The organism is Gardnerella sp. 30-4 (assembly GCF_001641215.1).
Taxonomy (GTDB): Bacteria; Actinomycetota; Actinomycetes; order Actinomycetales; family Bifidobacteriaceae; genus Bifidobacterium; species Bifidobacterium leopoldii.
The window spans coordinates 1-13273 of sequence record NZ_LXJL01000052.1 but is presented as its reverse complement, the minus strand read 5'-3'; the positions used below and the strand labels follow the sequence as shown (position 1 = coordinate 13273).

Genomic DNA, 13273 nt, shown 5'->3' with positions numbered 1-13273 from the left:
AATTTTAATTGATTAGTTTCATAATCGCATTTCGCTACTTTACTTCTTCACTTACTACGATCTTCTCTGCAGCTCTCTTGCAGATACTGTAACTTGCAAACCGTGCAATCTCAAACGTCTAGCAAGCTCAATACTTACGGCAACAGAACGATGCTGACCACCAGTACATCCTACAGCAATAGTCACGTAATGCTTGTCTTCTTTAGCGAATCCGTCGATAGCTGTAAGAAGCGCATTTTCATAAGAATCTAAGAATGCAATTGCCGCAGGATTCGATAAAACGTAATCTTGCACAGCTTGATCCTTACCTGTAAGCTCCCTTAATTCAGGAACCCAGAAAGGATTCGGCAAAAATCGCATATCGGCAACAAAATCAGCGTCCATTGGCATGCCGTATTTAAATCCAAAACTGAAAATATGCACAGAAACCGTAGAAGAGCCTTTTCCAAGCAATCCTTCGTAAAGCTTTGTAGAAAGTTGGTGAATACTAAGTGCAGAAGTATCGATAATAATATTTGCGCAATCTTTCAAATGACTGAGCAGCTCTCGCTCTTCTAGAATACCGTCAATAAGTCTGCCGCCGCGCTGCAAAGGATGCGGTCTGCGCACAGACTCATAACGCTTAATAAGCACAGCATCTGAAGCATCTAGAAACAGAATTCGCGTTTTTACACCAAGGTCATCAATATGCGCAAGAACTGCAAACAGGTCGTCGAAATATCCTCTAGAACGCACGTCAATAACAGCAGCAAGCTTATGCACTTTAGAACCGGATGAAGTCATCATATCTACTAGCGGTATGAGCAGTTTTGGCGGAAGATTATCGATAACATACCATCCCATATCTTCCAACGCGTTAGCAGCGTGCGATCGCCCAGCTCCGCTCATGCCGGTAATTAGCATAACTTCAAATCCGTCAGCTAGTTGCACGCCAGTCGACGCGGAACGTTGCGTAGTATGTTGCGCATCACTTTGCGTATCACTTTGCGTAGTATGTTGCGTATTATCGCTCATAATGCCTCCTGTAAGGCTTTTCGCATGAGACTACTTAAGTCATCGTAATATCTAGCCTTGTCAGCACTAGGTTTATAACCAAGCTCAGAACCAGTCTCAGCACAATCCTCAGCGCCAGTCTCAGCACAATCCTCAGCGCCAGTCTCAGCACAATCCTCAAAATTTTCTTTAGATTGCCTGTAGTCAATCGTCATAAGACTTACTTGTGCTAAAGCTTGTTGCAAAAGCATTTCTTCTCCGCCAATAGCGCAACCATATTGTTGCCATACACTAAGTAGCATGCTTGGGCGAGGATCGTAAACTACGTCAAGCAATGTTCCTAATTTCGTTTGATTATGCGCACTATCTTGACAGTATGCTTTCAACGCAAGCGCAATTGGATCTGCTACATGCGCTGGAACTGTGCTTACTACTATGTCTGCTTCTGCGATTGCACGAACAGCTTCTAGTGAATTTAAAGATCTCAAAATGAGAGATTTATCACATTCTGACAATTTTTCTGCGCTCAATTTTTCTGCGCTATAGTCTGCAAATTTTGAAAATACTTCTTCGCTTATTGTTGGGAACTCAATACCTTGCACAGGCTCATACATAGCGTCATTTTCTTCGCTTTTATTATTTTGACCTATGCTTATTTTATTTGGAAAATCAGCGCAATACTTTTGTATAAGATTATTAAAACGTTCAACGCCTTTTACACTACCGTCATCTTCAGTTCTAGCAACAACTTGCACTTGCTCAAGCTTTGCCACTTGCGCAATTTCAATTAAAGCTGCCAGTGCAGAGGATGCAGTGTTGCCACTGCCAATAATAACAGCCTTTTTTACTTCGCATATGCGCTCATGTAATGCTTGCATAAATGTTATTAATATGCCACTTACGTCAGTGTTGTATAGCTTTATTTGCGATTGCGAAGCGACTGCTGGGTTGCTAGTAAAAACTGCAGTATTTGCCACGTTAAGTGTGCGCGACCAGTAGTCGCAAGGTGTACCGAGTTTCATTACGGTTTTTTTAAGCGGCATAGTAAGGCTTAAGCCTTTCCAAGAATCATCAAGATGCGTAATAAAATCGTGAAGATCCGTTTCGCTTACTTTTTCCTTACTATATTGCCAATTCGTAAGCCCCAAAGCCTTATAAGCCGTGTTGTGAAGCACAGGCGACAGCGAATGCAAAATAGGATCTCCCAAAACTGCGCAATGATATATTTTTACCATTTTTCTCTCCCCTATTAGTAAGTTAGTACGCTAATAAATCTTTTGGATCAACACAAAAACGCAACTCTCCTGCAGCACGTGTTGCTACGTGACGAGCTACTTCCTTGTGCAATCGGTTCACTAATTCTTGTCTTAAATAAAGCGGAACTCTTACTACAGCTTTTACACGGTCGTAAATATCGTCAAAATGCTGGTATTTGTCTGTAACAGGCGGATGCATTGGAACAATTCCTAATAATGGAGAAATTGCTGAAAAATCAGCATCTTGACTACTTTCGCACCCAAGATTTTCTTGCATTGCACCAATATTTTCAAGCGCACGCATAACCGCATCACGAGCACCCCATACGCATGCTGCAGTTACGCAAGGCGGCAATATTGCTTGAGCTCTTTCTGAAAGCTCATTGCAAGAAAGTTGAGTCGTATCCCACAATGTAAGCGCGCGCGCAAGAACAGGATACGTTTCACCAATAAGAAGTACACTTCCTCCACGCGCTCTAGGAGCGCATAAAGCAGAAGCTTTCATCCACGAATTAAGCGTATCTATTCGCGAATCAAGCCCTGAAGCGTACAAACTTACCCACGTATCAAGTATTGCTACAACACCGTATTCTCCATTACAATTTGCGTCTTGCGTTTGTACGCGAGGCTCACATCCAGGAGTTGCAACAACAATTACAGGTTTTTCATCAATGCACTGGATAATTCCGTTCGGTTGGTGTTGTGACGAAATAATAATAGGCACGTTACGAAATAGTTTAGATAATTCTTCTGCAACGCCAACAGCGCCAACTCGTATAACTCGCATATTGCTACTGCCACAATTAGAACAAGACCAATTTATTGCACTAGCACCACACCATGAGCAACGTGCTGTCTGCTGACTATTTGCAACATCAAGAGGCCCGGTGCATCGTCTACAACGCGCTTGACGTTTGCACGAAGAACATATAGCCGATTGCGTCACGCCATCTTGCGCAATAGAAAGCAGCACAGGCTTACCATCCGAAAGAGCATCGTTAATAGCTCTTACTGCGCTATGCGGTATGCGAGCGCCAATGCTTGGGTCAGCTAATTTTAGTAAAGCTTCACGATTAAGCCAACGAACCCAAGGAACTAACTTTTCGCGAGCAAGTTTACTCGCGCTTACAGGGATACTAGATCCGCTTATTGTTTCAGCAGTTTCAGCAATTTCAGCAATTTGAACAGCTTGCTCACCTTGCACACCTTGCACACTTTGCGCAGATTGAGTAGTTTGCGCATCTTGCGCATTCGACATATAGCAGTCTACTTCACTTTGACTAAGTGCGCTTCTGGAATACGACATTGACACAAATACGCCGCCATGCCTTTTCGCACGAAGCCGCATAACGCCACGCGCTTGAGCATACGGCATCATGCCATCAGCATATTGGTACGCGCAATCTTCAACAATCGCAAATAAAGCATCTCCATCAACTGGAGCATACATTGCAGCTCTAGTGCCAAGAACGCAAGGAACTATTCCGGACGCGATTGCACGCCAAGCTCTATATCTGTCAGCTGGAGGATCCGCAGCACAAAGTCGAGCGACATCACCATCAAAACTTCCAGCGGAAAAACCATGATGATTCTCACTGACGCGCTTATATGGCTTTAAGCCATAAACCATTAGCGCGCGCATTACATCATTGACTTCTCTTAGCGTCGGCAAAACTACAACAGCTTGCTTACACGCACTTAAAGCAGTGACAATCATCCACGCTAAATCTTGTGCAAGTCGGCAAGAACCTGGTAAAGCGTCTACAATAAAAGATTGAGAAGAATTATTTTCTGCTTGCTTGACTAATTGATTTTCTGTTTTATTTTCACTAAAACTTGCGTCAGTAGATTTTTTGATTAATGCATTGTATAAAATATTTGCATTTTCGTAATCATAAATCATGCGAGAAGTTGTAGCGTAACCTGGGTTTGTATTGTTATCGTTTTGCAAACGCTTCTTAAGATTTTCACGCCACTGTTTTCTGCGTTGCAAGCGTATGTTGTCAAAAACTTCCTCATGCTCAACACGAGCTACGCGTTGAGGCACAGCAAGACGCAAAATATTTGAGCTAGTTCCACCATAAGCTTTAGCTATGGCGTCAATATCGTCTCGCAAAGATTTAGAAAGCAAAACATCTGAGGGAAACACTCGTTCTAAAAATCTTAAAGCAGCATGAGGGGTATCTGTATGCGAAGAACGAGACCAAATAACTCCAGTGAGTTTTTGGGCTCCAAAACGAACGCGTACAAACGCCCCAGGCTGAGCAGATTCATCTTGATCTTGCGATATCAAGTAATCAAAAGTACGACCTAAATGTGAAGCTTGAACATCGAGCATCACATGCGCAATAGGGCATTCATTAGCAGGCACTAGAGAAACAGCATTGCGCTTACGTCTTGTTTTACGCGCTAAGCCGTCTAGCGAAGGTTGCTCTGCCATAAATAACCCTTAGTTTTACTTGAATTACATCACATAATTACTATTATTTTACAGCAAAATTTATCAATAAAACYWSTYTYTTAGCGCATCTTTCAATTGCTCAATACGATTCGTTTCTTCCCAAGGGAATTTGACATCCATACGACCAAAATGACCATAAGCTGCAGTTGGAGCATAAATTGGCTGAAGCAAGTTAAGCTCGTCAATAATCGCAGCCGGACGCAAATCAAATACTTCGCGCACAGCACGCGCAATATCTGCGCGCGTAATACCGTCAGCTTCAGTTCCGAAAGTTTCTACGTTTACGCTTACAGGATCAGCAATACCAATAGCATAAGCAACTTGAACTTCTGCCTTATGAGCTAAACCAGCTGCCACAATATTTTTTGCAACCCAGCGAGCTGCATAAGCTGCAGAACGGTCAACTTTACTAGGATCCTTACCGGAAAAAGCTCCACCACCATGATGAGCAGCACCACCATAAGTGTCAACAATAATTTTTCGACCAGTTAAGCCCGAATCAGCAGCAGGGCCTCCCAAAACAAAAGAACCAGTAGGGTTTACAAGCATACGGTACGAATCGTGCGCAACTTTTTGAGCAAGAACTTCGTCCAACACAGGCTTAACAACATGCTCAACAAGCTGATCTTGTAACCAGTCTCTAGAAACTTCTGGATCATGCTGAGTAGAAATAAGCACAGTATCCAAACGTTTAGGCGTGCCTTTGGAATCGTACTCAATCGTTACTTGAGTTTTCCCATCCGGACGCAAATGCGCAACAGTGCCATCTTTACGAACTTTAGCAAGCTTTTGAGCTAAACGATGAGCAAGATAAATCGGCAAAGGCATTAAAGTATCTGTTTCGTCGCTAGCGTAACCAAACATAACACCTTGATCGCCTGCACCTTGAGCAGCGTAGCGCTCCTCACGAGAAGATGCACTCTCACAAGAAGCATCCAACCTAGCAACACCTTGATTGATTTCCGCACTTTGCTCAGTTAAAGAAACCATAACACCACAAGAATCAGCATCAAGACCAATTGTGGAGCTCGTGTAGCCAACATTACGAACAACTTGACGTACAATTCCCGGAATATCGCTATAAACTTCACCACGCACTTCACCAAAAACCACGAACTGACCAACGGAAGCACAAACCTCTACAGCAACATGCGCATGAGAATCCTGACGAAGCATATCGTCCAATATAGCGTCAGCAATTTGATCGCATAACTTGTCAGGATGACCTTCAGTTACAGATTCTGCAGAAATTAATTTACGTTCTTCCACATTTCCCCCTTAAGTTCATAGTCGATAAAGGCTAAATATAGGCTAAATAAAGCGAAAAACGCAGCCGTGCATCCGCTTTATTGAGCACGGATGATACGCGACTGCGAATACCCATAAAGACGTTTATTAGCAAGGCTTATTAATTACCTTCGCTTAAGTCGTCCTCACCAAGAGTCTCTTCAAGCAATCCAGCATTAATTTCGCGGAAAGCAATAGCTAAAGGCTTTTCTTGATTTTGATACTCAACTAGTGGGCCAACATTTTGAAGCAAACCTTCATTAAGCTGAGTAAAATAAGCATTAATTTGACGTGCTCGTTTTGCAGCAAATAAGGCAAGCGCATACTGGGAATCCGCATGTTGCATTAAATCATCAATCGGTGGATTCGCAAGACCAGTAGGTGTTGGCTGAGTGCCTAATGCCATAATATTCTCCAAATTCTATGGTGCTACAATAGTTCCAAAAGGCTTATTATATGCTACCGATTGGATATTGCGTAAGTTTTAACTATAAGTCGTATTCGCTTGCAATAACATTCCACAGTTCATCTGCAGCACGCTCAGCATTATCATTCACAATAACAACATCGAACTCTTTAGCTGCAGCAATCTCAACTTTAGCAGTTTCCAAACGTTTTGCTTGCTGCTCAGGAGTTTCAGTACCACGACCAATAAGACGACGCTTAAGCTCTTCAAAGCTCGGAGGCGCAATGAACACGTACACAACTTCTAATCCAAGACGAGCAGCCTCTTGTTTTACGCGCCTAGCTCCTTGCAAATCTATTTCCAGCAAAGTAGGAATATCTTGCGTAAGATGATCCAAAACAGGCTGAAGAAGGGTACCATAATGAGCCATGCCATGAACTAGCGCGGTTTCCAAGAATTCGCCATTACGCTTACGACGCTCAAATTCTTCTTCATCTAAGAACCAATAGTGAATACCATTAAATTCACCAGGTCTAGGCGCACGAGTGGTAGCAGAAACAGATAGCCAAATATGAGGATGCTTCTCACGAAGTATGCCTTCTACTGTGCCTTTACCAGCCGCAGTAGGACCCGTTAATACGATTAATCGACGTCTAGACTGCGAAACTGCAGCCTCATCCGTGGCACCCATTTGCTTACCCCTCGTTTACACACATTCGCCTGAATCAACAAGAGCCTGACGAATATCCAATGCTATGCGTTCAGTTGCAGCCGAAAGTTCACCAATATTTGGACCATGCGACGCAATCGAACGCGAAACAGTTACCAATACATTACCATGTGTACCAGCAAAAACACGCTTTAAATCGTCAGCTTCTGCACCTTGCCACCCGTAACCAGGAGAAAGAATTGGACCAGTAAAACTGGTTACGTCAATTCCACCACCGTTCATCCAGTCGCCAATAGTAGCTCCAACAATTAAACCAACAGAACCCATTCCTTTAGTTTTATTGTTAAAACTTTGAGCTGTTTGAGCAATTCCGTGAGCTACAGTAGTTCCGCGGTAAGTTCCGCTCTGCCTAATAGCAGTTTGCAAACTTGCGCCTTCGCGATTAGAAGTTAGAGACGCAATAAAAACACCGCGACCGTTATTAAGAGCTTCGTTAATTAAGCCGCCCATAGAACGTGCGCCATAATAGGGAAGCAAAGTAATAGCATCAGCAAGAAGCGGAGCTCCAGGCTTAAAATATGCGTCTGCAAGCGCAGAAATAGTAGTAGACAATCCTCCATGACCGCAGTCAACGATAGTAATAATATCCATTTGACGAGCGGCATACAGCACACGCTCAAGCGCTGCGAAACCCTTAGAACCGTAGCGCTCAAACATGCTGGATTGGAATTTAACTGCCGCTGCCCTACCATTCATAGCTTGCAGCATTCGCATAGAAAAAAGTTCAGCTCCAAGAGCATCCATGTTGTATCCCCAATTAAGCAGCATTTTGCGATGAGGATCGATTCCAACACACAATGGTCCATATTTTGCCATAGCGTTCTTCAAACGCAAACCAAAATCGGATCGTTGCGCCTGCACTTCTTGATCACGAATGCTCTCGGTCATGTATTAAGCCCGACTTTCTTGACTTTCTGCCTGTTCAATTGCAAACAGCTGTTGAGCATGTTCTTGTATACTCATCACCTGATAATCATTGTTCTTAACAGCTTCAATAGCCATTAATACTGGTGCAAATTCGGTAATAGTAGTGAATTGTGGAAGATCAGCTGCTACAGCTGCCGCACGAATGGCATAACCATCAGTGCGCGATCCCCTTGAATTCGGCGTATTTAATACCATGTCAATCTTACCATTTTCGATAAGCTCTACAACATTCTTACCGATTCTTTCGTTCGCTTTCTCACTATTTGGCATATCCTTCGCCGTGTCGCCCTGACTAGAAAGCTTATCGACAATAACAGAATCAATGCCATAACGACGAAGCACAGAAGCTGTACCTTCAGTAGCCCAAATCGTAAAACCAAGCTCCACTAATCGCACTGCAAGAAGTGGAAGTTGTCGCTTATCTGCATCGCTTACGGACACAAAAACGTTTCCGCTGGTAGGCAAACCGCCCTTGTATGCTGCAAGCTGGCTCTTAGCAAAAGCGTGAGGGAAGTCGCGATCAAAACCCATAACTTCGCCAGTAGAGCGCATTTCTGGTCCAAGCAAAATATCAACCGTGCGACCAACAGGAGTGCGGAAACGCTTGAACGGCAGCACAGAAGCTTTAATAGCAACCTGCTGACCTGGGTGAATATCTCCGCCATCGCCTTGCGGGAGAAGAAGTCCACGCTTGCGCTGCTGTGCAATGGTTTCACCAGCCATAATTCGAGCAGCAGCTTTAGCAAGAGCAACGCCAGTAGCTTTAGAAGCAAACGGAACAGTACGAGACGCTCGAGGATTTGCTTCAATTACATACAAAGTGTTTGCCATAAAAGCGTACTGTACGTTGATAAGACCGCGAACTGAGCAGCCGCGAGCAATCGAAAGCGTACCCTCGCGAAGGCGTCGAATTTGATCGTCCGAAAGCGTGCTTGGAGGAAGAGTACAAGCAGCATCACCAGAGTGCACACCAGCTTCCTCAACATGCTCCATAATGCCGCCAATATAAAGCTCGTTACCGTCGTAAAGCGCGTCAACATCGATTTCAATAGCGTCCTGAAGGAACTTATCGATCAAAAGTGGCGAAGGCAATCTGCCAGAAACAACCGTGTCTGCTCGAGCTTCATCCAATGCGCGATCAACATACTTTGCAAGTTGAGCGTCGTCGTATACAATCTCCATACCACGACCGCCGAGCACGTAGCTTGGGCGTACAAGAACTGGGTAGCCAATTGCGTGAGCTGCATCTTTTGCTTCCTCAAGACTTAACGCTGTGCCGTATCGAGGAGCGTTCATGCCTTCTTGACGAAGAACTTCGCCGAAAAGCTCACGGTTTTCAGCCAAATCAATAGCCTCAGGAGTCGTTCCCAAAATTGGAACTCCTGCAGCTTTAAGACGAGCAGCAAGCGAAAGTGGCGTTTGACCACCAAGCTGCACAATCACGCCCTTAACAGGTCCAAGCTTCTTTTCTGCTTCGTAAATTTCAAGCACATCTTCGAAAGTAAGAGGCTCAAAGTAAAGGCGATCAGACATGTCGTAATCTGTAGAAACTGTTTCAGGATTGCAATTGACCATAATGGTGTCGTAATCCTTGCCCAATTCCTGAACAGCGTGAACACAAGTGTAATCAAACTCAATACCCTGGCCGATTCTGTTTGGACCAGAGCCAAGGATAATCACAGCTTCGCGATCACGCTTCTTCAACTCGCTTTCGTCAGCGTAGCAAGAATAGTAGTACGGAGTTGCTGCGTCGAACTCAGCTGCGCAAGTGTCAACAGTCTTGTAAACAGGGCGCAAACCGTAAGCCCAACGAAGCTCACGAACCATGTTTTCGCCTTCGTCGCCAAGATTACGCAAATGCGCAATCTGCACGTCAGAAAGACCAGCGAGCTTAGCGCGCTTCAAAACTTTAGGAGTTAAGGTTTCAGCTTCACGAACTGCGAGCGCAGTCTCGTTAATTTGAGCCAGCTGCTCTACAAACCAAGGGTCGATTTTTGTTGCTGCAAAAATCTGCTCCGGAGTTGCACCACCCCAAAGCGCTCGCTGAATTTGCAAGTAGCGATGCTCTGTCGGAGTATGCATTTCTTCAAGAAGCTTATTAACTTCTTCCTTGCTTGGGCGCTCGCCATCCCAGCTAAAGCATGAGTGACGCTTGTCGATTGAGCGCATTGCTTTTCCAAGGGATTCCTGGAAGTTTCCAGCCAAAGCCATTGCTTCGCCAACTGACTTCATGGAAGTTGTAAGCGTGGTGTCTGCTCCTGGGAATTTTTCAAAAGCAAAGCGCGGAATCTTTGTTACAACGTAGTCGATTGTTGGCTCGAAGCTTGCAGGAGTTGAACGCGTAATATCGTTTTGAATTTCGTCCAAAGTGTAGCCAAGAGCAAGTTTCGTTGCGATTTTTGCGATTGGGAAGCCGGTTGCTTTAGATGCGAGCGCGGAAGAACGGGACACGCGCGGGTTCATTTCGATGACGATAATGCGACCAGTTTGAGGGTTGATTGCAAACTGAATATTGCAACCGCCGGTATCGACGCCAACGCCTCGAATAATAGCAATACCGATATCGCGCATCTTCTGATACTCGCGGTCTGTAAGCGTAAAGCAAGGAGCAACTGTAATCGAGTCGCCAGTGTGCACGCCTACAGGATCGACGTTTTCGATTGGGCAAACAACTACGACGTTATCTTTTGCGTCGCGCATAAGTTCAAGCTCAAACTCTTTCCAGCCTTCAATGCCTTCTTCAATAAGCACTTCGTTTGTTGGAGAATAGTGAATGCCAGCTCCTGCAATGCGGTGAAGCTCTTCTTCGTTATGAGCAATACCAGAGCCCAAGCCGCCCATTGTGAAGCTTGGACGTACTACTACCGGGTATCCTAAAGTTTCAACAATTTTGTCTACTTCTTCGATTGAGTGAGCAATAAAGGATTTTGCTGACTCAGCTCCGGCTTTTTCAACGACTTTTTTGAAAAGCTCTCGGTCTTCTCCGCGGTCGATTGCTTCCAAAGAAGCACCAATAAGCTCAACGTTATATTTTTCTAGGATTCCTGCACGACCCAAATCCATTGCAGCATTAAGCGCAGTTTGACCACCAAGCGTTGGAAGAAGCGCATCCGGACGCTCCTTCGCAATAATTCGCTCCAAAATCGAAGTGTCAATTGGCTCAATATATGTTGCGTCCGCAAGCTCCGGATCTGTCATAATCGTAGCCGGGTTGGAATTAACCAAAATTACGCGAATACCTTCTTCGCGAAGAACTCGGCAAGCCTGCGTTCCGGAATAATCAAATTCTGCAGCCTGACCAATAACAATCGGACCGGAACCAATTACCATAACCGACTTAATATCAGTACGTTTTGGCATAGTAAACTTCTCTTTCCGTAAATCTTAAAATCTTACTTGCTTTTTCGAGTATTACTTGCTTTTTCGAGCGTTTTCGCGCATCAATTGCACAAAACGGTCAAATAGATAGGAAGCGTCGTGCGGTCCTGCTGCAGCTTCCGGATGATATTGCACCGAGAACGCTGGAATATCAAGGCATTGCAAGCCTTCTACAACGTTGTCGTTCAAGTCAATATGCGAAACTAGCACGCGACCAAAGTGTCCGTTTTCGTAAGGAGATTGCACAGGACCGTCAAGAGGTGCGTCCACAGCAAAGCCGTGATTGTGAGCCGTAACTTCCACTTTTCCGGTTGTAACGTCTTTTACAGGCTGATTAATACCGCGGTGACCAAACTTCAACTTGTAAGTTCCAAAGCCGAGCGCGCGACCAAGTAACTGGTTTCCAAAGCAGATACCAAAGAACGGGTAACCTGCATCCAAAACTTTGCGCAAAAGCTCAACTTCGCGATTTGCTTGGCTAGGGTCTCCAGGACCATTCGAGAAGAATACGCCGTCTGCGTTAAGCGCTTGCAGCGATTCGAAGCTTATTGAGGAGCTTACAACGTGCACGCGGCAGCCGCGCTCAGCCAAACGGTGAGGAGTCATAGATTTAATACCAAAGTCGACTGCTACAACAGTGTAAAGTGGATCTTTTCCTTCAAAATCACCGCAAGGCTCAATCGTGTACGTTTCTTTAGTACTGACTTCATCCGTTAAACGCAAGCCCTGCATTTGAGGAGTTTGCTTAATTTCATCAACGAAAGAAGCGACGGTGCGAAAAGCCCCGGTTGACGGATCAACCAGGGCCTTATTAGAAAAAATGCCGGCACGCATAACGCCTACCGAGCGTAAATGACGTACCAGCTTTCGAGTATCAATACCACTAATGCCAACGATACCTTGCTTTTGTAAATCGTCTTCCAAGGAACCTTCAGCTCGCCAATTGCTAACTACTGGGCTTGGCTTCTTAACTACGTAACCAGCAACCCAAATGTGGGCAGATTCTGGATCTTCGTGATTTATTCCCGTATTACCTATGTGTGGGAATGTTTGAACTACGATTTGTTGATCATAACTTGGATCAGTTAATGTTTCTTGATAACCAGTCATGCCCGTGGAGAACACAATCTCAGCGCGCGTAGAACCTTGCGCACCAAAAGGCTTACCAACGTAAACCTGACCATCCTCCAACACCAATACTGCATCATCACTGCCGAATCCGGCAAAGGTGTCGCTGTAATCCACCTTAACCCCCTTATGGCTTTAGGATATTCGTGGTAAGTCTACTCAGGTTGGCGGACGGGCGACGCGCCGGCGATAGTTATTGCTTCTTACTCGGCAGCAGCAGCTTCTTCCGTAGACTCTTCCGTAGCAGCGTCTTCAGGAGAAGATTCGCCATTAAACTTTGCCAAGCAAGCGTCTTTATCTGCCATAATCGCGCTTAGTAAGCCGTGAATAAACGCAATAGCTTCGTCGTCGCTATACATTTTTGCGAGCGCAATCGCCTCATCAATAGCAACTTTATCTGGAATCTCATCGTTAAGAAGCATTTCCCAAACTGCAATGCGCAAAATATTGCGATCGATAACAGCCATTCTGCCAACTTTCCAGCCAGTCGAATAGCGGTTTAGCGTCTTGTCAATTCTGTTACGTCGCTCTCCTACGCCTCGAACAATCTCAATAGCGTACTCTGGGAGCGGAGTTTGAGCGCCAGGCTCCTTAACTCGCTCCTCAAGCAAAGAAAGAATATGCTGATTCTTCTCATCCGCCTCATACAGCGTATTCAAAGCCCTTTTACGAGCGGTAGAACGTGCCATCGTAACGCCCTTCTGTGT

At 44.9% G+C, this 13273-nt stretch carries 10 protein-coding genes; all 10 read right to left on the bottom strand.

Annotated elements, in window-relative coordinates:
* Window positions 1-54 precede the first annotated feature (54 nt).
* The 10 genes from rapZ to nusB all read right to left on the bottom strand — a co-directional run bounded on the left by rapZ (window position 55) and on the right by nusB (window position 13255).
* Window positions 55-930, bottom strand: a complete 876-nt coding sequence (rapZ, locus tag A5294_RS04160; RefSeq protein ID WP_318257101.1) for an RNase adapter RapZ — start codon at window positions 928-930, stop codon at window positions 55-57.
* An 80-nt stretch (window positions 931-1010) separates the two neighbouring features.
* Window positions 1011-2228, bottom strand: a complete 1218-nt coding sequence (locus A5294_RS04155) for a shikimate dehydrogenase (RefSeq protein ID WP_064340542.1) — start codon at window positions 2226-2228, stop codon at window positions 1011-1013.
* A gap of 22 nt (window positions 2229-2250) precedes the next feature.
* Entirely contained in the window at window positions 2251-4689 is a 2439-nt protein-coding gene (locus A5294_RS04150; RefSeq protein WP_064340541.1) for a primosomal protein N', read from the bottom strand.
* A 63-nt stretch (window positions 4690-4752) separates the two neighbouring features.
* Window positions 4753-5979: a methionine adenosyltransferase gene (gene metK / locus A5294_RS04145; protein ID WP_064340540.1), complete on the bottom strand. Its 1227-nt coding sequence runs from the start codon at window positions 5977-5979 to the stop codon at window positions 4753-4755.
* A gap of 139 nt (window positions 5980-6118) precedes the next feature.
* A complete protein-coding gene (rpoZ, locus tag A5294_RS04140; protein ID WP_004106383.1) occupies window positions 6119-6403 on the bottom strand; it encodes a DNA-directed RNA polymerase subunit omega in 285 nt (94 codons plus the stop codon).
* Between the two features lie 82 nt (window positions 6404-6485).
* Window positions 6486-7094 carry a guanylate kinase gene (gmk, locus tag A5294_RS04135; protein ID WP_004106385.1) on the bottom strand — a complete coding sequence of 203 codons (609 nt, stop codon included), beginning with the start codon at window positions 7092-7094 and terminating at the stop codon, window positions 6486-6488.
* A gap of 15 nt (window positions 7095-7109) precedes the next feature.
* On the bottom strand, window positions 7110-8021 hold the full coding sequence (gene pyrF / locus A5294_RS04130; RefSeq protein WP_004106386.1) for an orotidine-5'-phosphate decarboxylase: 912 nt from the start codon (window positions 8019-8021) through the stop codon (window positions 7110-7112).
* Between the two features lie 3 nt (window positions 8022-8024).
* Complete coding sequence (gene carB / locus A5294_RS04125; protein WP_004119051.1) at window positions 8025-11420, bottom strand: carbamoyl-phosphate synthase large subunit; 3396 nt, start codon at window positions 11418-11420, stop codon at window positions 8025-8027.
* 51 nt (window positions 11421-11471) lie between these two features.
* Complete coding sequence (gene carA, locus A5294_RS04120) at window positions 11472-12683, bottom strand: glutamine-hydrolyzing carbamoyl-phosphate synthase small subunit (protein ID WP_064340539.1); 1212 nt, start codon at window positions 12681-12683, stop codon at window positions 11472-11474.
* A gap of 86 nt (window positions 12684-12769) precedes the next feature.
* Window positions 12770-13255 carry a transcription antitermination factor NusB gene (gene nusB / locus A5294_RS04115; protein ID WP_064340544.1) on the bottom strand — a complete coding sequence of 162 codons (486 nt, stop codon included), beginning with the start codon at window positions 13253-13255 and terminating at the stop codon, window positions 12770-12772.
* Between the last annotated feature and the right edge of the window lie 18 nt (window positions 13256-13273).